Raw genomic sequence first — 21,858 nt, 5'->3', positions numbered from 1 at the left:
CCGCGGGGCGGCCGGGCTGGTGGGGGACCGTTCGGCCGGTGGCGCGTGTCCGCGCGGGCGAGAGAGCCTGCGGGGCCTCGCCGCGCGGGCTGCCGCCACCGTGGCGCCGACCCCTGCGGCGTGCCGCCGGTCGGACTCCGTGCGGTCTGTCCGTGCGAGGGATACGTGTGCCCGAGCGGGTGCGCCCGGGGCGCAAACGCCCGCGGCGTGCCGCCGGGCGGTCCGCGCCGTCTGCCCCGCGGGGGCTCTCCGCCCGATTGCCGCTCGACCCGCGGACGCGCCCTCACCGCCCGGTCAGCCGCGGGCGCCCCGCTCGCTGCGTGCTCGTGTGCGAAGGTGCCCCCGCTTCTCCTACGGCGTGGGGTGGTGGCGGTAGTGGTAGCTGTGGTGGGTGGTGAAGCCCAGGGCGCCGTAGAGGGACAGGGCTGCGGCGTTGTCCGGTTCCACCTGGAGGTACGCCGCCGAGGCGCCCTCCTCCAGGGCGCGGGTGGCCAGGGCCGTCATCACCGCCGTGGCCAGGCCCCGGCGGCGGTGGGCCGGGGCGACCTCGACCGCCGCGAAGCCCGCCCAGCGGCCGTCGACCACGCAGCGGCCGATCGCCGCCGGGGTACCGGACGGGTCCGCGCCGGACGGGTCCCGGACCGTCGCGAACCACACCGAAGGGCCGCCCTCCAGCACCGTACGGGCCGCGGGCGTCGGCTCCGCCGCCCGGTTGTACAGCGAGAACCACTCCGCCGACGTCGTACGGGACAGCGAAACCCGCTCCGCGTCCCCCCGGTCGGCCACCGGCGCCAGCTCGCCGATCTGCATCAGCGCCGTCCGCCGCACCGTCCACCCCCGCGCGTCCAGCTCCGCCGCCAGCGGCTCCGCCGTGTCCGCCGCGCCCGTCGCGACCTGCACCAGCGCCGGCAGCCCCCGCTCCCCGTACCACCGCGTCACCCGCGCCAGCGCCGCGTCCAGCGGCAGCCCCGGGTCGCCCTGCGGCAGCACCGAGTTGGCCCGGCTCGTGAAGCCGGCCGAGGCCCGCAGCGTCCAGTCGCCCAGGTGTTCGCTCTCCACCGGCGGCCAGCCCCGCGCCGCCACCCGGGTCAGCTCCGCCGCCGTCGCGGCCGGGCCGCGCCGCCGCGCCGGTGCGGGCGGTACGACCTTCGCCGCCACCACCGCGGCCTCCGGAATCCGGACGACCTGGCCGTTCCGCCTGGTGAGACGCAGTTCGCCGGCGTCCCACGATGTGAGCACACCGACCGCGTCAGTGAACCGCGCGTCCCCCTCGCAGGCATCTGTCAGTCGCCGTACCGAAACGCGTTTTCCCACGTCAGCGTGGGTGATACGGATTTCGAGCCGCGCCCCAGTGGTGAATTCCACAGCTCTCCACGCCCCTCTTGTTCGCTCCGTGCCCGGGAACGGAGATACTAGGTGCGGGCATCGACACGCCGCGCTCCCGCGCCGCCAGCCTGATCGAGGAGGAACGACAGCGTGACCTACGTCATCGCAGAGCCTTGTGTGGACCTCAAGGACAAGGCCTGCATTGAGGAGTGCCCCGTCGACTGCATCTACGAGGGCCAGAGGTTCTTGTACATCCACCCGGACGAGTGCGTCGACTGCGGTGCTTGCGAGCCGGTCTGCCCCGTGGAGGCGATCTTCTACGAGGACGACACTCCGGAGGAGTGGAAGGACTACTACAAGGTGAACGTCGAGTTCTTCGACGACCTCGGTTCGCCCGGTGGCGCCTCGAAGCTCGGCCTCATCGAGCGGGACCACCCGATCGTCGCGGCCCTCCCGCCGCAGGAGCACGACGAGTAAGCACACGAGCAGGACCCAGAACCACGGCGATACGCATTGCCCCCGCCCCGTCGGCCCCGGGCTGATCGGCGGGGGCTGTTGCGTCGATTGAGGACAGAGAGAGTGCGACCCGTCACCTCCCGGCTGCCCGTCTTCCCCTGGGACCGGCTGGAGCCGTACAAGACCGCCGCCGCCGCCCATCCCGGCGGCATCGTCGACCTGTCCGTCGGCACCCCCGTCGACCCCGTCCCCGAGGTGATCAGGGCCGCGCTCGCGGACGCCGCCGACAGCCCCGGCTATCCGCTCGCCTGGGGCACCCCGGCACTGCGCGAGGCCATCGCCGGCTGGTTCGGCCGCCGGCTCGGGGCGGAGGCCGGGCCGGACGCGGTGCTGCCGGCGATCGGGACCAAGGAGCTGGTCGGCTGGCTGCCGACGCTGCTGGGGCTGGAGCCGGGCGACCAGGTCGCGTATCCGCGGCTCGCCTATCCGACGTACGAGATCGGGGCGCTGACGGCGCGGGCCGAGCCCGTGACGTACGCGGATCCGGTCACGGACCTCGACCCGGCGCGGGTGAAGCTGCTCTGGCTCAACACCCCGTCGAACCCCACCGGGCGCACCATGGACGCGGCCGAGCTGCGCCGCGCGGTGGTGTGGGCGCGGGCGCACGGGGTGCTGGTCGCCTCCGACGAGTGCTATCTGGAGCTGGGCTGGGAGACCGACCCGGTGTCCGTGCTGCACCCGTCGGTCAGCGAGGGCTCGTACGAGGGACTGCTCGCCGTCCACTCGCTGTCGAAGCGCTCCAACCTGGCCGGCTACCGCGCCGGGTTCGCCGGCGGCGACGCGGCGGTGGTGCGCGAGCTGGTCGCGGTGCGCAAGCACACGGGGATGATGGTGCCGAAGCCGGTGCAGCAGGCGATGATCGCCGCGCTGGGCGACGCGCGGCACGTGGCCGAGCAGCGCGAGCGCTACGCCCGGCGGCGGGCCGCGCTGCGCGAGGCGCTGACGGGGGCGGGCTTCCGGATCGAGCACAGCGAGGCGTCGCTGTATCTGTGGGCGACGCGGGACGAGCCGTGCTGGGACACGGTCGCCGAGCTGGCGAAGCTGGGGATCGCGGTGGCGCCCGGCGAGTTCTACGGGGCCGCGGGGGAGCGGTTCGTACGGGTGGCGTTCACGGCGACCGACGAGCGCGTGGCCGCGGCCGTGGAGCGGCTGGCGGCGCTGCGGAGCTGAGGCGCCGCAGCGCCGCCGCCGTCCCGGGTGATCCCGGGAGCGCCGACGGCACGACCCGCTGCGGCGCCGACGGGCCGCCGGGCCCGCGGAGGACGGCTCCGCGGGCCCGGCGGCCTCGTGGGTCAGCCGGGCGGGCTCAGAGGCCCAGGCCCGACGTGGGCAGCTCCGGGGTCAGGTTCGCGGCGGTGTCGCCGAGGGCGCCCTGGCCCTGCTCGACGGTCTTGCCAGTGGTGTCCTGGACCGCGCCGAGAGCCTTCTCGCTGGTCGGTCCTGCGTTCTCGCCGAGCTGCTTCGCAGTCTCGTTACCGGTGGTGAGCACCTCGCCGCCGGTCTGGGAGGCGGTCGCGGGCAGCGCGCTGGTGTCCAGCGCGCTGACCGGGTTCAGGCCGTTCGTGCTGGGCAGCTCGACGGCGCTTGCGGCACCCGCGGCGCCGACGACCGGGGCGGCACCCGCAGCGACGACGAGTGCGACCCGGGCGAGGTGGCGCTTCAGGGGGTGGGACATGGTGCTCCTTTTGCGGAGGGCTACTGATGGTCACGTCCGCCGTGCGGACGCTGTGACTACCGCGTGAGGAGCCGGAAGGTTGCGGTCGCTCTATGTAAAGAGTTGGTAATGCGTCGCATAATCTGCTTCGCCAGAAACCCGGGCAAAGCGGGTCGGTGCGAGCACCGTTCGACAGGTCGGGGACCCGCCCCACCGGGCAATTGTCGGATCGTGGAAAAGAACGCGGAATGGCGTCGCGCCGTCAGCCTGTGTTGACCGGCTTCCCCCGTACGGGTCTGCGCGCGCTACGGCTCGGTGACGATACGGACCGACGCCGCGCCCGCCTCCGCGTTCGCGCCCTCGACCTCGCGCCAGCCCGCCGACGACTCCTCGGCCCGCCATTCGCGGCCCGCGAAGGACACCTGCGCGACCCGCAGCCGCGGCGCCTGCGCCACCGCCCAGTGCGCCAGCTCCCAGCCGCGGCCCGCCGCGTCCGCGCCGCCGCCCGCGCCGTCCCCGGCGACCGGCAGCACCAGAACCTGCCCGCCGCCGGCCCCGTTCGCGCCCCCTGACCCCTCGCCCGAGCCGCCCGAGCCGCCCGAGCCGCCCGTGTCCGGCTCCGGCAGCACGCCGGCGCCGAACTCGCGCTTCAGTGCCTCGCGCAGCAGCGCGGGATCGCCGGAGCGGGTGTCGCCCTTGGCCGTCGTGCAGGAGAAGGCGCCGCCGTCGCGGCCCGTCAGTGCGGCGGCCAGCCGGGCGGCGGCCGGCTCGTGCTTCGCGTACGCCTGCGGGAAGCCGCTGCGCTGCACGCGCTGCGCGGCCTCGGTGAGCGGCAGCCGGGAGTAGCCGGGGATCTCCGCCAGGTGCTCGTAGAACTTGCCGGTGGAGTACACCGGATCGAGGATCTCCTCCTCCGTGCCCCAGCCCTGGGACGGGCGCTGCTGGAAGAGCCCGAGCGAATCGCGGTCGCCGTGCTCGATGTTGCGCAGCCCCGACTCCTGCATGGCGGTGGCGATCGCGATGGTCACCGCGCGCTCCGGCAGCCGCCGGGAGGACGCCACGGCGCTTATCGTCGCCGCGTTGGCGGCCTGCTCCGGATCCAGCTCGTACGGTTCGCCCTCGCCCTTGCCGCGCACCTCGCAGCGCGGCGCGGGGCCGCCGCCGGTGTTGAGGTGGACCAGCAGGTACGCGCCCACGCCGCCGAGCACCGCGAGCGCGACGAACGCGCGGAGGAGGCGGCGGCGGAAGACGTCGGAGGCTGGCACGGGCCCACCGTAGCGTTCGCGGCGGGCAACCGCGGCCGCCGGGAGCGCGGCGGGCGGCGTCCGCCGGTGCGCGTACGGGGTGCGTACGGCGTACGGCGGACGTGGGGGCGGTGGACGGGCGGCCTGCGGACCGCGCGAGGGCCCGGCGCACCGGGCCGTAGGGTCGTCGGCATGGACTTGACGCTCGATGCCGCACGGCTCACCGCCCAGCTCGTCGACACCGCCTCCGTCAGCGGCGACGAGAAGCACCTCGCCGACCTGGTCGAGACCGCGCTGCGCCGCCTGGGCCATCTGGAGGTGGACCGCGACGGCGACGCCGTCGTCGCCAGGACCCGGCTGGGCCGCGCCGAGCGCGTCGTGCTCGCCGGGCACCTCGACACCGTGCCCGTCGCGGGCAACCTGCCCTCGCGCCTCGACGGCACGTGGGAGGACGGCGTCCTGTGGGGCTGCGGCACCTCCGACATGAAGGCCGGCGTCGCCGTCCAACTGCGCATCGCCGCCACCGTGCCCGCGCCCAACCGCGACCTCACCTTCGTCTTCTACGACAACGAGGAGGTCGACGCCTCCCGCAACGGCCTGCGCCGTCTCGCCGAGCGCCACCCCGACTGGCTCACGGGCGACTTCGCCGTGCTGCTGGAGCCGTCCGACGGCGAGATCGAGGGCGGCTGCCAGGGCACGCTGCGCGCCGTCCTCCGTACGGAGGGCGAACGCGCCCACTCCGCGCGGAGCTGGCTCGGCACCAACGCCATCCACGCCGCCGCCCCCGCCCTGGCCCGGCTCGCGGCGTACGAGTCGCGGCGCGCCGTCATCGACGGCCTGGAGTACCGCGAGGGCCTCAACGCCGTCCGCGTCTCCGGCGGCGTGGCAGGCAACGTCGTGCCGGACGTCTGCGAGGTCACCGTCAACTTCCGCTACGCCCCCGACCGCTCGGAGGAGGAGGCGATCGCCTTCGTACGGGAGTACTTCGACGGCTGCGGCATCGCCGGGATCACCGTCGAGGACAGCTCCCCCGGCGCCCTGCCGGGTCTGGCCCACCCCGCGGCCGCCGCGTTCACCGCCGCGGTCGGCGGCACCCCGCGGCCGAAGTACGGCTGGACGGACGTCGCCCGCTTCACCGCCCTCGGCGTCCCCGCGGTGAACTACGGACCCGGCGACCCGAACTACGCGCACAAGCGCGACGAGCACGTGCACACGGCGCGTATCCACCACTGCGAGGAGCGGCTGCGCGCCTGGCTCACCGCCTGAGCGCGGGCCGCGTCACCGGCTGTTCCGCCGTGGTTTCTGCCGGGGTTCACATGGCTTCGGGCGGCTTCGCCTAGCCTGGGGCCCGGAGATCGCCGTACGCGCAGAGCCGTACGGGGGAGACTCGTAGCCGGACACGAGTCAGCACGAGGAAGGGAGCGCGCCCGTGGCGAACCGCGAGGAGTTCCAGGAGCAGCGGCTCGGCCCCGTCATCCGCCGCCGCAGCCGCATCCAGCGCGGGACGATGGACCAGCACCTGCTGGACACCCGGGAGCGCGCCGCGGAGTACGTGCACGAGGATCCGTGGCGGGTGCTGCGGATGCAGGCGGAGTTCGTCGAGGGGTTCGGCGCGCTCGCCGAGGTGGGGCCCGCGATCAGCGTCTTCGGCTCGGCCCGTACGGCGCCCGAGAGCGCGGAGTACGCGCGGGGCGTCGCGATCGGCAAGGGGCTGGTGGACGCCGGCTTCGGGGTGATCACCGGCGGCGGGCCCGGGGTGATGGAGGCGGCGAACAAGGGCGCGCTGGAGGCCGGCGGGCTGTCCGTGGGGCTGGGCATCGAGCTGCCCTTCGAGCAAGGGCTCAACAGGTACGTCGACCTCGGCGTGAACTTCCGCTACTTCTTCGTGCGCAAGACCTGTTTCGTGAAGTACTCCCAGGGGTTCGTGGTGCTGCCGGGCGGATTCGGCACGATGGACGAGCTGTTCGAGGCGCTGACCCTGGTGCAGACGAAGAAGGTCACGCGGTTCCCGATCGTCCTCTTCGGCAGCGAGTACTGGGGCGGGCTGGTCGACTGGCTGCGCAAGACCGTCGTGGACGGCGGCAAGGCGGCCGAGCGGGACCTCGACCTGTTCCACATCACGGACGACGTGACCGAGGCCGTGGGCCTGGTCACCAAGGAGACGCCGTAGGTCCGGTACGGGGGCCGCCAGGCGAGTCCGCGGCGATCCCGTACGGACCCGCTAGGCGAGCCCGCGGCGCGTGACCGCGGGCGGGCGGTGGCCCGCGATGGCGGCCACCATGTCCAGCACCTGCCGGGTCTCCGCCACCTCGTGCACCCGGTACACCTGCGCCCCCAGCCAGGCCGAGACCGCCGTGGTCGCGAGCGTGCCGACCAGCCGCTCCTTGACCGGCTTGTCCAGCGTCTCGCCGACGAAGTCCTTGTTCGACAGCGAGACCAGCACCGGCCAGCCCGCCGCCGTCATCTCGCCGAGCCTGCGGGTGACCTCCAGCGAGTGCCGGGTGTTCTTGCCGAAGTCGTGCCCGGGGTCGATCAGGATGCCGTCGCGGCGTACGCCCAGCTCCACGGCCCGCTCCGCGAGGCCGAGGGTGACCCGCAGGATGTCGGCCATCACGTCGTCGTACGCGACGCGGTGCGGCCGGGTGCGCGGCTGCACGCCGCCGGCGTGGGTGCACACGAGCCCCGCGCCGTGCCGCGCGGCGACCTCGGCGACTAGCGGGTCGACGCCGCCCCAGGCGTCGTTCAGCAGGTCCGCGCCGGCCGCGCAGGCGGCCTCGGCGACCTCGTGCCGCCAGGTGTCGACGCTGATCACGACGTCCGGGTGGCGGCGGCGCACCTCGGCGATGAAGCCCGCCGTGCGGCGCACCTCCTCCGCCGCCGACACCTCCTCGCCCGGGCCGGCCTTCACCCCGCCGACGTCGATGATCGCCGCGCCCTCGGCGACGGCCTGCTCGACGCGGGCGAGCGCGGGCTCGTCGCGGAACGTGGCGCCCTGGTCGTAGAAGGAGTCCGGGGTCCTGTTGACGATCGCCATGATCACCGGCTCGTGCGCGGCGAAAGTGCGCGACCCCAGTCGCAGCATGCTGCCTCCTCTGACGCCCTCCGGGGCGGCGGCCCCGGGCTCCTTCCAGCGACCTTAGCCCGCGGGCGCGGCGGGGCGGGGTGCGTCGGCCGGGGTGCCGGTGCGGTGCGGGCGCGGTGCCGGTACGGTCCGTGCGCCGGGCCGCGGGGGCTGTCACAGGGCCCGGCTATGGTGGGGCGCAGCCACCCGGCGTACCGGGCGCGGCCATCCGGCGCCCCGGCTGTCCACGGGGAGACATCGTGTTCTGGTTCATGCTCATCGCCATGGTCGCGGTCGTCGCCGCGGTCACCGTCGTGCTGGCGGGGAACGGCGAGGAGGAGCTCACCGAGCCGCAGCCGGACCGGCTCCACGACCCGCTGCCGCCCGACCGCCCGCTCGGCCGCGCCGACATCGACGCGCTGCGGCTGCCGGTCGCCCTGCGGGGGTACCGCATGGACGACGTGGACGACGCGCTGGACCGCGTCGCCGCGGAGCTGGCGGAGCGGGACGCGCGCATCGCGGAGCTGGAGGCGGCCCTGGCGGGCGCGCACGCGGTGGCGTACCGCGGAGGACGGCCGGGCGGGCAGGCATACGAGGACGCGCCGCCGGCCCCGGGCTTCGGTGGCGCGGGCGGGGGCGCGGACCCGGGCGGCCGGAGCAACGGCGGTACGGACCTGGGCACCTGGGACCTGGGCGGGCGCGGCAACGGCGGAGCGGCCCGGGTGGAGCGGGAGCCGGGCGGCCCGGGCAACGGCGGCACGGACCCGGGCGGCCGGGGTCCGCGCGGCCCGGAGCCGGGCGGTGCGGCCCCGCGCGACGGCCTGGACGGCCGGGCATGAGCGCCGAGGGCGGGGCCGTGGCCGGGCCCGACGGGCTGCTGCGCTGCCCCTGGGGGCTGTCCGCCGAGGACTACGTCGCGTACCACGACGAGGAGTGGGGCCGGCCCGTACACGGCGACGACGCGCTCTTCGAGCGGCTGTCGCTGGAGGCGTTCCAGTCCGGGCTGTCCTGGCTGACGATCCTGCGCCGCCGCGAGGGCTTCCGGGCGGCCTTCGCCGGCTTCGAGATCGCCGCCGTGGCGGAGTTCGGCCCGGAGGACGAGCAGCGGCTGCTCGCCGACCCGGGCATCATCCGCAACCGGCTGAAGGTGCAGGCCACGATCGCCAACGCCAAGACCCTCGCCGCCTGGACCCCCGGCGAACTCGACGCCCTGATCTGGTCGTACGCCCCGGACCCCGCCGGCCGCCCCGCGCCGCGCACGATCTCCGACGTCCCGGCCGTCACCCCGGAGTCGAAGGCGCTGGCCAAGGAGCTGAAGCGGCGCGGCGTGCGGTTCGTCGGCCCCACCACGGCGTACGCGCTGATGCAGGCGTGCGGCCTGGTCGACGACCACCTCGCGGACTGCCACGCGCGGTAGCCGCGGGCGGTCACGGCGGCGGGCAGCCCCCGCCGCCGTACCGGATCAGCGGCCCGTGAAGCGCGGCTCCTCCTTCGCCACGAACGCCTCCACCGCGATCCTGTGGTCCTCCGAGGCGCCCGCGCGGGACTGCAGCTCCGCCTCCTTCGCCAGCGTCTCCGCGAGCCCGTGGCCCGCCCCGTACGCCAGCGACTCCTTGATCGCCGCGTACGCCCCCGTCGGCCCCGCCGCGAGCCGGCGGGCCACCGCCGCCGCCTCGGCGGCCAGGTCCGCCGCCGGTACGACGACGTTCGCGATGCCCAGCGCCAGCGCCTCGGCCGCCGGGATCCGGCGCGGGAAGAGCAGCAGGTCGGCGGCGCGGCCGTGGCCGACGAGGCGGGGGAGGGTCCAGGAGACGCCGGAGTCCGCGGTCAGCGCGACGCCCGCGAAGGAGGTGTTGAACGACGCGGTGTCGGCCACCACCCGGTAGTCCGCCGCGAACGCGAAGCCCGCGCCGGCCCCGGCGGCGACCCCGTTGACGCCCGCGACCACCGGCTTCGGCATCCCGGCGAGGGTGGCGGCGATGGGGTTGTAGTGCTCGGTGACGGTGTCCATCGCGTGGTCCGTACGCTGCGCGGCGCGGGCCGCGGCGAGGGTGCCGATGTGCTCCTTGAGGTCCTGCCCGACGCAGAACGCCCGCCCCGCGCCGGTGAGCAGCACGGCCCGTACGGCGTCGTCCGCCGCGGCCTCCCGCAGGGTGTCGCGCAGGGCGTTCTTGGCCTCGGTGTCGAGGGCGTTCATCGCGTCCGGGCGGTTGAGGGTGACGGTCGCGAGCCCGTCGGCGACCTCGTACAGCACGGTGTCCGCCATGTTCTTCCCTTCGCTACGCCCCGGGGTCACCGGGGCTCTGCCGCGTCTCGTCCGGTGCCGTCAGCATGGCGGAGATCACAGCTTCGCGACATGTGACGTGCGTCAAATGGAAACGCGGCGCGCCCCGGCCGGGGAAGGGCGCAGTATCGCATCCCTCTGGCGGGAATTGGGAGGTTTTGCGGTCGCACGTCGTCGAGAGTATGCGGACCGATGTTGGTCATCAGGACCGGCAATGCGGGATAATGGGCGAGAAGCACTGTGTTCGATGCCGGTGGCGACGAGCCTGTCCACGGGCCGTCGAAGCTTCTCAACGAAGAGCTGGTTTCAGGAAGGGGAACGAGCATGGCGGCCATGAAGCCGCGGACGGGCGACGGCCCGCTCGAGGTGACCAAGGAGGGGCGGGGCATCGTCATGCGCGTTCCGCTCGAAGGCGGCGGGCGGCTCGTCGTCGAGCTGACCCCCGATGAAGCCGACGCGCTCGGCGACGCCCTGAAGAAGGTCGTCAGCTAGTCGGACCGAGGTCCGGAAGAACCCTGTATGCGCCCCGGCCACGCGGTGGCCGGGGCGGATCGTCCTTCAGGGCCCGGTTCCCCTCCCACGGGGCAGCGGCAGGACCGGTGCCGTCCGGGCACTCGGCCCGTACGCCCGTGACATCCGTCACGTCCGGCGGGTCTCCTGCCGGGCTGCCAGGTCCAGCGCGCCCGTCACACCTCGCGCTTGACGGCGCACAGCAGCCCGTCCCCCACCGGCAGCAGCGCGGGCATCAGCTCCCGGCTCTCCTTCACCGCGCGCAGCAGCTCGCGCACTTTCTGCACCTCGTCGGGCTGGGCAGCCGAGTCCACCGTGCGCCCGTCCGCGAAGACGCCCTCGAAGCACACGACGCCGCCGGGCCGCAGCAGGCGCAACGATTCGCCGAGATACTCCAGGCACTCCAGCGGGTCGCCGTCGCAGAACACCATGTCGTACGAGCCGTCCGCCAGCCGCGGCAGCACGTCCAGCGCCCGGCCGACGATGATCCGCGCCCGGTTCGCGGCGAACCCCGCCGCCCGGAACGCCTGGCGCGCGAACTGCTGCCGCTCCGGCTCCGGGTCCACGGTCGTCAGCACCCCGCCGGGGCGCATGCCCTGGAGCAGATGGATGCCGGAGACGCCGGTGCCGGTGCCGATCTCGACCACGGCCTTGGCGCCCGCCGTCGCGGCCAGCAGCCGCAGCGCGGCCCCGGCGCCCGCGGACACCTGGCGCAGCCCCGCCTCCAGGGCCCGCTGCCGCGCCCAGTGCAGCGCCGCCGTCGCCGAGCCCTGCGCACGCGTCGCAGCCGCCGGGTCGCCCGGGGTCACCCCGGCCCGGCCGCTGTCGGCGTCCGCGGCACCGTCCGTGCCGTACGCCTCCGCGAACGACCAGCTCGCCAGCCGGTTGCCGGTAATCGCCTTCTCCTGTTCCCCGTTGGCACCTGCACCTGCATCCGTCGCAAGCGTGACTGTATCCGCTGCCCCTGGGAACCTGCTGGCCGGACCGTGCGTTGGGGGAGACGGAAGTGATACGGACGAGGTAAGGATGCCGGCGGGGATGCTTCCGCTGAATGCGGGAAAATACCGGTCGGATGAGCTTATCCGGAGCTAACGGGCGAGGTGGATATGGTAGGGGGCCTACTGGACACCACCAGAGCCACCAGGGGAGGTGCGGCCGCGTCCGGCGAAGGGGGCACCCTTCGGCGCTTCCGCCGAGGGTCCCGGGCACCGGATGAGCCGAAATCCGTGACCGACAATGCTGACGACCGCAGCCACGCCACCGACACCGTGACCGTTGCCGGATTCTCCGCGTTCCCGGCCGACGACGCGTCCAAGGGGTGGACTCCGCCTTCGTGGGAGGAGATCGTCAGCACCCACAGCGGTCGCGTCTACCGTCTCGCCTATCGCCTCACCGGGAACCGGCACGACGCCGAGGACCTCACGCAAGAGGTCTTCATCCGCGTCTTCCGGTCGCTGTCTACGTACACCCCGGGGACGTTCGAGGGCTGGCTGCACCGCATCACCACGAATCTCTTCCTCGACCAGGTGCGGCGCAAGCAGCGCATCCGGTTCGACGCGCTCGGGGACGACGCCGCGGAGCGGCTGCCGAGCCGCGAGCCGTCGCCGCAGCAGCACTTCAACGACACGCACTTCGACGCCGACGTCCAGCAGGCGCTGGACACCCTCGCGCCCGAGTTCCGGGCAGCGGTGGTGCTGTGCGACATCGAGGGCCTGTCGTACGAGGAGATCGCCGCCACCCTGGGCGTCAAGCTGGGCACGGTCCGCAGCCGGATCCACCGCGGCCGTTCCCACCTGCGCAAGGCGCTCAAGCACCGCTCCCCGGAGGCGAGGGCCGAGCAGCGCTCGCTCGCCGGGGCGGGGCAGGGCGCCTACGGCTCGGACGAGGAGGGCGGAACGCTGTGAGCAGCGTGGGCGGGCTGTCGCCCGCCGAGCAGCACCTGGGCGAGGCGCTGGCGGCGCTGGTCGACGGGGAGCTGCCCCACGACTCGCGGGACCGCGTGCTCGCGCATCTGGCGACGTGTCCCCGGTGCAAGGCAGAGGCTGACGAGCAGCGTCGGCTCAAGAGCGTGTTCTCCGCCGCTGCCCCGCCGGCGCCCTCGGACGGGCTCCTGGCCCGGCTGGAGAACCTGCCGGGTGTCGATCTCGACGACGCCGCCGGCCGGTCGCCCTTCGCGGGCGGAGCCGGCGGCAGCGCGCGTACGGGCGGCAGGACCGGCGGCGCCCGCCCGGCCAGGAACGGCGGCTTCGGCGGCGGCATGCTCGGCGGCGCTGTGCTCGACGGCGGCCGCGGGTTCCCGATCCACGAGGTCGAGCGGCCCTCCGTCGCCCGCGGGCGGCGCTTCGCGTTCGCCGCCGCAGGCGCGGTCTCCTTCGCCGCCCTCGCCCTCGGCGGCGCGCTGCCCATCGAGTCGGCCGTCGACCCCTCCGGCGGCTCCCCGGCCGTCACCCCCGGCGACCGCGGCGAGCCCGCGCGCTATTCGTACGACCCCCAGCTCTCCACCTCCGGCGGCGCACAGGACGCGGGCCCGGTCCAGCCGTACGGCACGCAGAGCGGCCCGCTGCAGATGGCCGCCTCCGCGACGGCGGCCACGACCGCGACGCCGCAGCCGCCGCTGCTCTCCGTCTTCGCGGTGACCGAGCCGCCGTCGTCCGCGCCGCCCGCGTCCGCGCCTCAGACCGCACTGAGCGGGATGAACACCCCGTCGCCGCAGTGACCGCCCGCGGGGACGGCGGGACGTCGGCCCCGGGGCGATGCGCCGGACCGCATGCACCTGATTGAATCGCTAGGGCCTGCCCGGCGGGTGAGCAACTACTGCGGGCCGCGACGGTCCGCGCCCAGTCGCATGCGGAACGTGTGGGGAGAACATGGACCAGGGGAAGCCGAGTTGGTGGAGGCAGGAGCCCGGCGAGCCTCCGCGCGAGGCCGAGTCGGACACCGCCGGACCGCCCACCGACTCCGACGCCTACGCGCCACCGGCGAACCCGCCGGCCGACGCGGGCCCGCCACCGGGATACGACCCGGAGGTCGACCAGTTGCGCCGGGTCCGGGAGGCGCTGCGGGAGTGGCGCGACGGGGAGGACGACTACCACAGGGACCGGAGCCGCTCCTCCACGGTGAGTGCGGCGGACGGCGGCCGCGCGGACGCTCCTGCGCCCCCGGCGGACGCCTCTACGCTCCCGGCGGAGGGCGCGGAGACTCCGGCCGGCGGCTCGGCGATCACTGCGGGGGGCGGCAGTAGCCAGGAACCGGCCCAGGACAAGGGTGCGGACAGCGCGGTGGAGCAGGGTGCAGACGGGCGGGACGTGACGGCGGCGAACGGAACCCCGGCGGGCAGCACAGGGGCAGACGTCACGTCGGTGCCGGAGCAGGCAGAGGCCGCCGGGGCGAGTGAGCCGGCTGGAACGCCGCCCGCGGACGAGTCGGCCGTTGGCGGCGCGGACGCTGCCGCCGACTCGGTCACGGCCGTGGACCTTCCCGCCGCGCGGGTCGCGGAGACCGGCGGCCCGGCCGCGGACGCACTCCCGACGCGCCCCCGGGCGGGGGATGCGCCGGACCCCGCGGCAGCCGCGGACCGGGCCCAGGAGACCGTCGCGTCGGGCACGGAGCCGGGCGCGCTCCCGGCCGCGACCGGCACCGCCGATGCGGAAAGCCCGGCGGCGGAGCCCGCTTCGTCCGCTGCGCGGCGGGACCAGGACGGTGCCGCGACGGACGCCGGCGATGCGGAGGAACGGCCCTGGGAGGTCGGCGTACGGCCGTACCCCGGTGCTACGGAGGCCGGGGTCGACGGCTCGCCGGGCGGCAGAGGCATACCCGCCGCGGTCTCCGCCGTGGCGGGCGCACGCGCCGGCAGAGCGGCCCTGCCGCAGCACGACGAACGGGACACCCCCGGGACACCGGCGGAGCCCGCAGACGCCCCGCAGAACGCCGCGGAGCCCCCGCAGCCGGCCACCACCCCGGCCGGTGACCGCGCGGCCGCCTCCCCCCGCGAGGACACCGCGAAGACACCGGAAGGCGCCGCGGCGCCGGCGGGCTCCGCCGGCAGGTCCGACGGCACCGCCGCGTTGCCGGCGGGCGCTGCCGGGCGGTCCGGCGACGCGGGCGGGTACGGCCCCGCGCCGTCGGACGAGTCGCACCGCGAGGTGGCCGACCGGCCGCCCGCCGCCGGCGGACCGCTTGGCGGCGTAGAGGACGACGACACCACGCAGCTCGCCGTCGTCTCCGACTCCGTCGCCGGGCACTCCGGTGATGTCCCGGGCCCGCGCCCCCCGGCCGACGCGCCCGCGACGCCCGCCGCCGCGGCGGCCGACCGCGCCGCCGACGCCCCGCGGCGGCCCGCGCCCGCCGACACCCGCCACCCCGGCCCGCAGGCCGGCCATCCCGGCCACCCCGGTGCGCCCGGCGCCCCCGGGCCGCAGCCCCGGCCCCGCGCGCCGTACGGGCCCGGCGCCCAGGCCCCCGTACCCGGTGCGACACCACCTGGCGGCGTGCCCCCGGGCGAGTACGGGCCGCAGGGCTCCGGGCGGCCCCCCGGCGCCCACCCGCCCGCGGCGTCCGGCATGCCAGGACCCGGCGGCGCCCCCGGGCTCGAAGGCCCCGGGCGGCACCCCGGCGGGCCCGGCGCGCCCGCGCCGTACGGCGCCCACCCCCAGGGCGGCCAGTGGCAGCGCTACGACCCCTGGGCGCCCGCGCACGCGGCACACGCGCCCGAGCGGCGCAAGGGGCGCACGGCGAATCTCGTCGGCGCGCTCCTCATCGCCCTGGCCGCCGGCGGCATCGGCGGCGCCATCGGCAGCTACATCGAGCGCAACGGCACCCCCGGCCAGCTCGAACTCGACCAGTCCTCCGCCGCCGACGACGGCGGCAAGCGCCCGCCCGGCAGCGTCGCCGGGATCGCCAGGTCCGCGCTGCCCGGGGTCGTGACGCTGCGCGTCAGCGGCGTCGCCGAGCAGAGCACCGGCACCGGCTTCGTCCTCGACAAGCGCGGGCACATCCTCACCAACAACCACGTCGTGCAGCCCGCCGAGGAGGGCGGCGACATAACGGTGACGTTCAGCGGCGGCGAGTCCAAGTCCGCCGAGGTCGTCGGCGGCGACGCCGGCTACGACCTGGCCGTCGTACGGGTCAAGGGTGTTTCCGGGCTGAAGCCGCTGCCCCTCGGCAACTCACGCTCCGTCGCGGTCGGGGACCCCGTCGTCGCCATCGGAGCCCCGTACGACCTGCCCAACACCGTCACCTCCGGGATCATCAGCGCCAAGGAGCGCCCCATCACCGCGGGCGGCGAGCAGGGCGACGGCAGCGACATCTCGTACGTCAACGCCCTGCAGACCGACGCCCCGATCAACCCCGGCAACTCCGGCGGCCCGCTGCTCGACCTCGAAGGCCGCGTGATCGGCATCAACAGCGCCATCCGCGCCGCCGACAACGGCAGCGGCGAGCCGCAGACCGAGCAGGGCGGCAGCATCGGCCTCGGCTTCGCCATACCGGTCAACAAGGGCAAGGACGTCGCCGAGGAGCTGATCAACACCGGCAAGGCCACCCACCCCGTCATCGGCGTGACGCTCAACATGCAGTACACCGGCGACGGTGCCCAGGTCGGCATCTCCGCGGAGGAAGGCGGCACCGAGCCGGTCACCCCCGGCGGCCCCGCCGACAGCGCGGGCATCGAGCCGGGGGACGTCATCACCGGCGTCGACGGCGAAGCCGTGCACAACGGCGAGGAGTTGATCGTCAAGATCCGCAGCCGCAGCCCCGGCGAGGACCTGAGCCTGACCGTCGAGCGCGACGGCGAGGAGCTGACCGTCGACGTCACCCTCGGCGAGGGCGACTCCTCCGACTGACCCTGCCAAACGACCCCAAACACCCGCATCGGCCGCGGTGGACCAGTCCACCGCGGCCGATGCGGTACTCCCGGGGAGGCGGGGTCGCCAGGTACCGTGAGAGTCGCCCGGACCTGCCGGCAGCGGGCCGACGGACAGGACAGCAAGGAGTGCCAGGTGTTCTTCGACATAGGACCCCTCGAGCTGATCGCTCTCATCATCCTGGCCACGATCGTCTTCGGCCCCGACAAGCTGCCCAAGGTCATCCAGGACACCATGCGGTTCATCCGCAAGGTCCGGGAGTTCTCCGACACGGCCAAGGAGGACATCCGCAAGGAGTTGGGCCCGGAGTTCAAGGACTTCGAGTTCGAGGACCTGAACCCGAAGAACTTCGCCAAGAAGCACCTCCTCGACAACGACGACCTGGGTCTGAAGGAGATCCGCAACGGCTTCGACCTCAAGAAGGAGGTCGCCGAGGTCGGCGAGGCGGCGCGCACCGTGGGGGACATCGACGACGACGGTGCCAAGGGCGGCAAGCGGCTGAGCCTGACGAAGGACGGCGGTGGCGGCGCCGACGCCAAGGGTGACACCGCAGGTGAGGCCAAGGGCACGGCCACCGCGGAGCGCCCGCCGTACGACGCGGACGCCACCTGATCGGCTCACATATCAGACCACCTGCCTGTCCTAGCGTATGCAGGTGGATATCCTCCCGTGTGTCTGGGTGAGCGCCCGGCATGCGGTGTGCCAGGCGGGGCGTGCGCCCCGGCGGGGGGCGACCGCCGACTGACAGGTCCAGGCCACGAGGAGGCACCACGCTGATGGAGATGACGAGCGAGGCGGAGCCCGGGGGGACGGTTCAGGAGTCCGAGCCACGCCTGGTGGACAGTTTTCTGCGGGCGTCCTTCCCCTGGTACGGGCTGGACGACGCGTTTTCGGGCCCGCGCTGGCTGCAGTCGACCGGGGGCGGCGACGGCGCGGTCGACCACGGCACGGTGGGCCACGGGGACATGCCCTCGTACCTCGCCGAGGCCGGGATGCGCGAGCACCGCTTCGCGGTGGTCGTGACCGTCGCGAGCCGCCCCGTCCGGCGCAGCGCGGACGGTACCGGGGTGCTGGAGGCGACGTCCGTGTCGTCCGCGGCCTGGCTGGCGGGCTCCGGGCTGCTGTCGTGCACCTGGCCGACGCAGATGGAGCGCCAGATCCGCGAGGAGTGGCTGGACCAGCAGACGTCGGTGGCCTGGGAGCTGGCCGACGACCTGGAGGGGTCCGGCTGGTCGGCGCTGTCGCTGCCGGTCGACGGTGAGGGGACGCAGTTCCACTACCGCGAGTCCGAGTTCGGCTGGGTGCTGGCGGGGACGACGCAGAACCAGGTGCACCTGGGCGCGTACGGCCGCGGCATGAGCGCCTACGGGCTCGCGTTCTCGGTGATCAAGGACATCACGACGTACGAAGACCGCCGCGGATAGCTTCCCGCGGCGGTCCGGGGCGCGGATCGCCTACGAACCGCGCCCCCCTGCTCCGTAGCGCCGGGGACGTACGCCCCTGCCCGCGCCCGGCGGCCGGGGGCGTACCCCTCAGAACTTGTTGCGCGGCGTGACGCCCAGCGACATCCCCGCGAGCCCCCGCGGCCGCCCGCCGAGCTGCGCCGCGATGTCGCGCAGCGCCGCGCCCGCCGGGGACTCCGGGTCGGTGAGGACGACCGGCTTGCCCTCGTCGCCGCCGGCCCGCAGCGTCACGTCGATCGGGATGGCGCCCAGGACCGGCACCTCCGCGCCCGTCGTGCGCGTCAGCCCCTCGGCGACCTGCTTGCCGCCGCCGGTGCCGAAGACGTCGACCATCTCGCCGCAGTGCGGGCACGGCAGGCCCGACATGTTCTCCACCACGCCGACGATCTTCTGGTGCGTCTGCACGGCGATCGCCCCGGCCCGCTCGGCGACCTCGGCCGCGGCCTGCTGCGGCGTGGTGACGACGAGGATCTCGGCGTTCGGCATCAACTGCGCGACGGAGATCGCGATGTCGCCGGTGCCCGGGGGGAGGTCGAGGAGCAGCACGTCGAGGTCGCCCCAGAAGACGTCCGCGAGGAACTGCTGGAGCGCGCGGTGCAGCATCGGGCCGCGCCAGACGACCGGCGCGTTGCCCGGCGTGAACATCCCGATGGAGATGACCTTCACATCATGCGCCGTCGGGGGCATGATCATGTCCTCGACCTGGGTGGGCACCGCGTCCGTGCCGAGCATGCGGGGTACGGAGTGGCCGTAGATGTCGGCGTCGACGACCCCGACCTTCAGCCCGTCCGCGGCCATCGCCGCCGCCAGGTTGACCGTCACGGACGACTTGCCGACGCCGCCCTTGCCGGACGCCACCGCGTACACCCGGGTCAGCGAGCCGGGCTGGGCGAAGGGGATCTCGCGCTCCGCCTTGCCGTCGCGCAGCGACGCGGCGAGCGCCTTGCGCTGCTCGTCGCTCATCACGTCCAACTCGACCGTGACGGACGTCACACCCGCGACCTTCTCGACCGCGTCGGTGACCCGCGAGGTGATCGTGTCCCGCATCGGACAGCCGGCGATGGTGAGGAAGACCCCGACGGCCACCGAGCCGTCTGTCCTGATCTCGACCGACTTGACCATGCCGAGGTCGGTGATCGGCCGGTGGATCTCCGGGTCGTTCACCGTCGCGAGCGCGGCGCGCACCGCCTCTTCTGTGACAGCCATGCCACAAGCGTACGGCCGAGGGCCACGGGCGGGGAAAGCCAGGGCCCCGGGCGCCCGGTACGCTGCCGCACGTGATGAGGAGATCGGCGTTCCGCATGGTGGCGTTCGCCGTCTCCGCGACCGTTCTGGCGGGCTGTGCCGAGGACGGTCCGGAGGCCGGCGAGAACGGCGTCGGAGAGCTCTCTCCCGAGAGCATCAGGGCCAAGGCGGAGAAGGCCGCGTCGGGTGCGAGTTCGGTGCGGCTGGCGGGCACGCTGGTGAGCAACGGCCAGCCGGTGAAGCTCGACATGCGGCTGTCGGCGGCCGGCGGGATAGGCGAAGTGTCCACGGGCGGCATGACGTTCTCGCTGCTGCGCGCGGAGGAGGACCTCTTCCTGAAGGCCGGCGACGAGTTCTGGCTGCACCAGGACGACGGCGAGGACGGCGACGGCAAGCCGTCGGAGTCCGACATGGCGGCGGCGCGGAAGCTCGACGGCAAGTACGTGAAGGTGCCGCCGGAGGACACCGCGTACAAGCAGCTCAGCGGCTTCACGGAGATGAAGGTGCTGCTCGACGGGCTGCTGAAGCTCGACGGCGAGCTGGCCGCGGAGAACAACGGCGAGGTCGACGGCTTCACCACGATCCGGGTGACGGCCGACGAAGGCGCGGGCGGGGCGCTGGAGGTGGCCCTGGAGGGGCGGCCGTACCCGCTGCTGCTGGAGCGCGCGGGGGACGCGGGCGAGCTGCGACTCCTGAACTGGGACGAGGAGTTCGAAGTCAACGCCCCGCGCAAGGAAGAGGTCGTGGACTACGGGAAGCAGATCTCGGCGAGCTGAACAGGCCCCGCTTGCGCGCCGCTTGAGGCTGTCGTACGAGTCCCGCCCCGCCCCGGGTACGTACCGCACTCCGGTCGTTCCCGCCGTACGGCTGTCCCTTCGCGCTGTTCCGCCCCTTCCTGCTGTACGGCCCTTCTTCGTGCCGTACGCCCCCTTCAGCCGCGCCGCCGCCGGAACAGCAGCCGCGGCAGCGCCGCCGGTGCCGGCCGCCGCGTCGTCGCCGGGGTGGCCGGCGGCGGAGCGGTAAGCGAACCGGACGGCAGCCCGTCCCCGGCGACCGCCGCCCCGTCCCGCGTCAGCCGCAGCACCCGGCTCTCCCGGGCCCAGCGCCCCGCGACGTGGTCGGCGTCCACCGCGTTGAGCCGCTTCCCCTTCAGCTCCTCCACGGCCGCCCGCCACGCCTCGCCCTCCGGCGCCAGCTCGGCCACCCGCGCCGGCCACGCGACCAGCCGCCCGCCCTTGTCCTTGCTGCGCGCGTGCACGGTCACCACCGCCCCGTCGGCGAGCCCGAGCCCGTCGAGCGGCTGCTCGGCGGGCCCGTCGCCGACGAGGACGACGCCGCCGTCGTGCCAGACGTGCCACAGCGCGCGCTGGGTGCCGTCGGGGCCCTCGATCCACACGAGCCCGGACTTCCTTGCGGCCTCTTCTGCGAGGGCGGCGGCGATCGGCTCCATGGGGCACGAGCGTAGCCGCCGGGCCCCGGGCCGTACCCCTACAGCCAGCCGTTGCGGCGGAAGCCGCGGTGCATCGCCAGGCAGATGCCGAGGATCAGGGTGAGCACCATGGGATAGCCGAACTCCCACTTGGTCTCGGGCATGTGGTCGAAGTTCATGCCGTAGACCCCGGCGATCATCGTGGGCACCGCGAAGATCGCCGCCCAGGACGTGATCTTCCGCATGTCCTCGTTCTGCGCCACCGTGGCCTGGGCCAGATTGGCCTGGAGGATGGAGTTGAGCAGCTCGTCGAAGTTGACCACCTGCTCGTGCACCCGCGCCACGTGGTCCGCGACGTCCCGGAAGTACTTCTGGATCTCCGGGTCGACGAACCGCATCGGCCGCTCCGACAGCAACTGCATCGGCCGCAGCAGCGGCGCCACCGCCCGCTTGAACTCCAGCACCTCGCGCTTGAGCTGGTACACCCGCCCGGCGTCGCTGCCGCGCCCGCTGCGGCCGTCGCTCGGCGAGAAGACGTCGATCTCGACCTCGTCGATGTCCTCCTGGACCGCGTCGGCGACGACGATGTAACTGTCGACGATCTGGTCGGCGATGGCGTGCAGCACCGCGGACGGGCCGGTCGCCAGCAGCTCCTGGTCCTGCTCCAGCCGGGCGCGCAGCGCGCGCAGCGAGCCCTGGCCGCCGTGCCGGACGGTGATGATGAAGTCCTGGCCGGTGAAGCACATCACCTCGCCGGTCTCCACCACCTCGCTGGAGGCGGTGAGTTCGGCGTGCTCCACGTAGTGGAGGGTCTTGAAGACGGTGAACAGCGAGTCCTCGTACGGCTCCAGCTTCGGCCGCTGGTGCGCGTCGATCGCGTCCTCCACGGCCAGCGGGTGCAGCCCGAACTCCTGGGCGATGCCGGCGAACTCGCGCTCCGTCGGCTCGTGCAGCCCGATCCAGGCGAAGCCGCCCCCGGCGCGCACCCGGCGCATCGCCTGGGCGGGGGAGAGTCGTTCGCTGACGCGCCGGCCGCCCCGGTAGACGGCGCAGTCGACGACGGCGCTGACGGAGGCCGGGTCGCGGGTGGGGTCGTAGGTGTGCGCGGACTGGCCGCGGCGCTTGCGGGCGGGACGGACGACGGCTCGCAGGTCACGGATCATCGACATGGGCGAACTCCTTCACGCTCCTGCCGGGCACGGGCCAACGCTGCCGGGAATGGGGATCTACGCAGAGGTACACCCACAAAGCGGGCACCGCTGAGC

General features: G+C 74.3%; 22 protein-coding genes. 13 read left to right on the top strand and 9 right to left on the bottom strand.

The genetic code is table 11. The features are described from left to right. Positions 1–351 precede the first annotated feature (351 nt). Positions 352–1,365 carry a GNAT family N-acetyltransferase gene (locus tag ACFYVJ_RS18405; protein WP_388892561.1) on the bottom strand — a complete coding sequence of 338 codons (1,014 nt, stop codon included), beginning with the start codon at positions 1,363–1,365 and terminating at the stop codon, positions 352–354. A gap of 111 nt (positions 1,366–1,476) precedes the next feature. On the opposite strand from ACFYVJ_RS18405, the gene fdxA reads away from it, so the two are divergent. Further along, positions 1,477–1,803 carry a ferredoxin gene (fdxA, locus tag ACFYVJ_RS18400; protein WP_027754067.1) on the top strand — a complete coding sequence of 109 codons (327 nt, stop codon included), beginning with the start codon at positions 1,477–1,479 and terminating at the stop codon, positions 1,801–1,803. A gap of 102 nt (positions 1,804–1,905) precedes the next feature. Then, positions 1,906–3,012, top strand: a complete 1,107-nt coding sequence (gene dapC, locus ACFYVJ_RS18395) for a succinyldiaminopimelate transaminase (protein WP_388892558.1) — start codon at positions 1,906–1,908, stop codon at positions 3,010–3,012. Between the two features lie 136 nt (positions 3,013–3,148). Here dapC and ACFYVJ_RS18390 read toward each other — a convergent pair whose 3' ends face one another. Together ACFYVJ_RS18390 and ACFYVJ_RS18385 are read right to left on the bottom strand one after the other, a co-directional pair. Continuing rightward, a complete protein-coding gene (locus tag ACFYVJ_RS18390; protein WP_388892556.1) occupies positions 3,149–3,517 on the bottom strand; it encodes a hypothetical protein in 369 nt (122 codons plus the stop codon). A 284-nt stretch (positions 3,518–3,801) separates the two neighbouring features. Further along, on the bottom strand, positions 3,802–4,761 hold the full coding sequence (locus tag ACFYVJ_RS18385) for a heavy metal transporter (RefSeq protein WP_388892554.1): 960 nt from the start codon (positions 4,759–4,761) through the stop codon (positions 3,802–3,804). 171 nt (positions 4,762–4,932) lie between these two features. On the opposite strand from ACFYVJ_RS18385, the gene dapE reads away from it, so the two are divergent. Then, positions 4,933–6,006: a succinyl-diaminopimelate desuccinylase gene (gene dapE, locus ACFYVJ_RS18380; protein WP_388892552.1), complete on the top strand. Its 1,074-nt coding sequence runs from the start codon at positions 4,933–4,935 to the stop codon at positions 6,004–6,006. Between the two features lie 163 nt (positions 6,007–6,169). Next, positions 6,170–6,910, top strand: coding sequence for a TIGR00730 family Rossman fold protein (locus ACFYVJ_RS18375; protein ID WP_388892550.1), 741 nt, complete (start codon positions 6,170–6,172; stop codon positions 6,908–6,910). Between the two features lie 51 nt (positions 6,911–6,961). Here the strand turns inward: ACFYVJ_RS18375 and folP are convergent, their stop codons facing one another. Then, positions 6,962–7,822: a dihydropteroate synthase gene (gene folP, locus ACFYVJ_RS18370; protein WP_388892548.1), complete on the bottom strand. Its 861-nt coding sequence runs from the start codon at positions 7,820–7,822 to the stop codon at positions 6,962–6,964. 239 nt (positions 7,823–8,061) lie between these two features. Here folP and ACFYVJ_RS18365 point away from each other — a divergent pair, with 239 nt between their 5' ends. Together ACFYVJ_RS18365 and ACFYVJ_RS18360 are read left to right on the top strand one after the other, a co-directional pair. After that, positions 8,062–8,640 carry a DivIVA domain-containing protein gene (locus ACFYVJ_RS18365; RefSeq protein ID WP_388892546.1) on the top strand — a complete coding sequence of 193 codons (579 nt, stop codon included), beginning with the start codon at positions 8,062–8,064 and terminating at the stop codon, positions 8,638–8,640. After that, the gene (locus tag ACFYVJ_RS18360) at positions 8,637–9,218 is read left to right on the top strand and encodes a DNA-3-methyladenine glycosylase I (protein ID WP_388892544.1); all 582 of its coding nucleotides are present in this window, start codon (positions 8,637–8,639) and stop codon (positions 9,216–9,218) included. Before ACFYVJ_RS18365 ends, ACFYVJ_RS18360 begins: the two co-directional genes overlap by 4 nt. Before the next feature lie 45 nt (positions 9,219–9,263). Here ACFYVJ_RS18360 and ACFYVJ_RS18355 read toward each other — a convergent pair whose 3' ends face one another. Then, positions 9,264–10,067 carry an enoyl-CoA hydratase-related protein gene (locus ACFYVJ_RS18355; protein WP_388892542.1) on the bottom strand — a complete coding sequence of 268 codons (804 nt, stop codon included), beginning with the start codon at positions 10,065–10,067 and terminating at the stop codon, positions 9,264–9,266. 342 nt (positions 10,068–10,409) lie between these two features. Here ACFYVJ_RS18355 and ACFYVJ_RS18350 point away from each other — a divergent pair, with 342 nt between their 5' ends. Then, positions 10,410–10,577 carry a DUF3117 domain-containing protein gene (locus tag ACFYVJ_RS18350; protein ID WP_018834979.1) on the top strand — a complete coding sequence of 56 codons (168 nt, stop codon included), beginning with the start codon at positions 10,410–10,412 and terminating at the stop codon, positions 10,575–10,577. A 194-nt stretch (positions 10,578–10,771) separates the two neighbouring features. Here the strand turns inward: ACFYVJ_RS18350 and ACFYVJ_RS18345 are convergent, their stop codons facing one another. Further along, positions 10,772–11,404: an O-methyltransferase gene (locus ACFYVJ_RS18345; protein WP_388892540.1), complete on the bottom strand. Its 633-nt coding sequence runs from the start codon at positions 11,402–11,404 to the stop codon at positions 10,772–10,774. Positions 11,405–11,701: 297 nt separating this feature from the next. Between ACFYVJ_RS18345 and sigE the strand changes: the two genes are divergently transcribed. The 5 genes from sigE (at position 11,702) to ACFYVJ_RS18320 (ending at position 17,880) form a co-directional block, all read left to right on the top strand. Beyond that, complete coding sequence (gene sigE, locus ACFYVJ_RS18340; protein WP_388892538.1) at positions 11,702–12,499, top strand: RNA polymerase sigma factor SigE; 798 nt, start codon at positions 11,702–11,704, stop codon at positions 12,497–12,499. Beyond that, positions 12,496–13,311, top strand: coding sequence for an anti-sigma factor family protein (locus ACFYVJ_RS18335; RefSeq protein ID WP_388892536.1), 816 nt, complete (start codon positions 12,496–12,498; stop codon positions 13,309–13,311). The genes sigE and ACFYVJ_RS18335 overlap by 4 nt, the downstream gene beginning before the upstream one ends. A gap of 151 nt (positions 13,312–13,462) precedes the next feature. After that, a complete protein-coding gene (locus ACFYVJ_RS18330; RefSeq protein WP_388892534.1) occupies positions 13,463–16,435 on the top strand; it encodes a trypsin-like peptidase domain-containing protein in 2,973 nt (990 codons plus the stop codon). A 156-nt stretch (positions 16,436–16,591) separates the two neighbouring features. Then, a complete protein-coding gene (locus ACFYVJ_RS18325; RefSeq protein ID WP_388892659.1) occupies positions 16,592–17,068 on the top strand; it encodes a sec-independent translocase in 477 nt (158 codons plus the stop codon). 164 nt (positions 17,069–17,232) lie between these two features. Then, on the top strand, positions 17,233–17,880 hold the full coding sequence (locus tag ACFYVJ_RS18320; protein ID WP_101421737.1) for a hypothetical protein: 648 nt from the start codon (positions 17,233–17,235) through the stop codon (positions 17,878–17,880). A 108-nt stretch (positions 17,881–17,988) separates the two neighbouring features. Here ACFYVJ_RS18320 and ACFYVJ_RS18315 read toward each other — a convergent pair whose 3' ends face one another. Beyond that, the gene (locus tag ACFYVJ_RS18315; protein WP_388892532.1) at positions 17,989–19,125 is read right to left on the bottom strand and encodes an Mrp/NBP35 family ATP-binding protein; all 1,137 of its coding nucleotides are present in this window, start codon (positions 19,123–19,125) and stop codon (positions 17,989–17,991) included. Between the two features lie 95 nt (positions 19,126–19,220). On the opposite strand from ACFYVJ_RS18315, the gene ACFYVJ_RS18310 reads away from it, so the two are divergent. Next, positions 19,221–19,940 carry a hypothetical protein gene (locus ACFYVJ_RS18310; protein WP_388892657.1) on the top strand — a complete coding sequence of 240 codons (720 nt, stop codon included), beginning with the start codon at positions 19,221–19,223 and terminating at the stop codon, positions 19,938–19,940. 155 nt (positions 19,941–20,095) lie between these two features. Here ACFYVJ_RS18310 and ACFYVJ_RS18305 read toward each other — a convergent pair whose 3' ends face one another. Together ACFYVJ_RS18305 and ACFYVJ_RS18300 are read right to left on the bottom strand one after the other, a co-directional pair. Then, entirely contained in the window at positions 20,096–20,614 is a 519-nt protein-coding gene (locus tag ACFYVJ_RS18305) for a hypothetical protein (protein ID WP_388892530.1), read from the bottom strand. Between the two features lie 38 nt (positions 20,615–20,652). After that, complete coding sequence (locus ACFYVJ_RS18300; RefSeq protein ID WP_388892528.1) at positions 20,653–21,762, bottom strand: magnesium and cobalt transport protein CorA; 1,110 nt, start codon at positions 21,760–21,762, stop codon at positions 20,653–20,655. Positions 21,763–21,858 lie beyond the last annotated feature (96 nt).

This window comes from Streptomyces sp. NPDC004134, from assembly GCF_042874195.1.
Taxonomy (GTDB): Bacteria; Actinomycetota; Actinomycetes; order Streptomycetales; family Streptomycetaceae; genus Streptomyces.
The sequence above is the reverse complement of the archived record's forward strand: the minus strand, read 5'-3'. Positions and strand labels throughout refer to the sequence as shown.